Below are 420 nucleotides of genomic sequence, written 5' to 3'. Positions count from 1 at the left end.
TTTGGAGAAGAGCAGGCAGATACGTATCATGAGACTTTAGAAGACGCCTTTGGGCAAGCAGAATTTGAATTTGGCGTAAAAAAAATGAATGGTTTTTGGTAAAAAATCAATAATCTTGCAGACTAGTTCAAAAAAGAGTTTGAAGTGAATAAAAAGTTAAAAATAGTTTTACAAACAGAATTTGCATGTGATAGCGTATTTTGGATATATGATGAATTTGGTAAAAACATAAATGGCGGAACATGGGTAGAGCAAGAAGATGAAACATCTTGGGACAGCAAACTCCCAGATGAACTGTTATCTTGCCCAGATATAAAAAGGCTCTCGACGGAGATTATGAAAGAATACAATAGTCTTTTTATAAACAATGAAAAAGAATTTAGCTATAAGGGCTTTGCTAGTCCCGAATCCGAAGCAAAA

General features: G+C 34.3%; 1 protein-coding gene. It reads left to right on the top strand.

Annotated features, from left to right (window positions below; genetic code table 11):
• Nucleotides 1-144: 144 nt before the first annotated feature.
• Nucleotides 145-420 (top strand): hypothetical protein (locus tag UNSWCS_RS11300; RefSeq protein WP_035144289.1); only part of this gene is annotated, 276 nt, incomplete at its 3' end.

It is taken from the genome of Campylobacter concisus UNSWCS, from assembly GCF_000466685.1.
Classification (GTDB): Bacteria; Campylobacterota; Campylobacteria; order Campylobacterales; family Campylobacteraceae; genus Campylobacter_A; species Campylobacter_A concisus_A.
The sequence above is the reverse complement of the archived record's forward strand: the minus strand, read 5'-3'. Positions and strand labels throughout refer to the sequence as shown.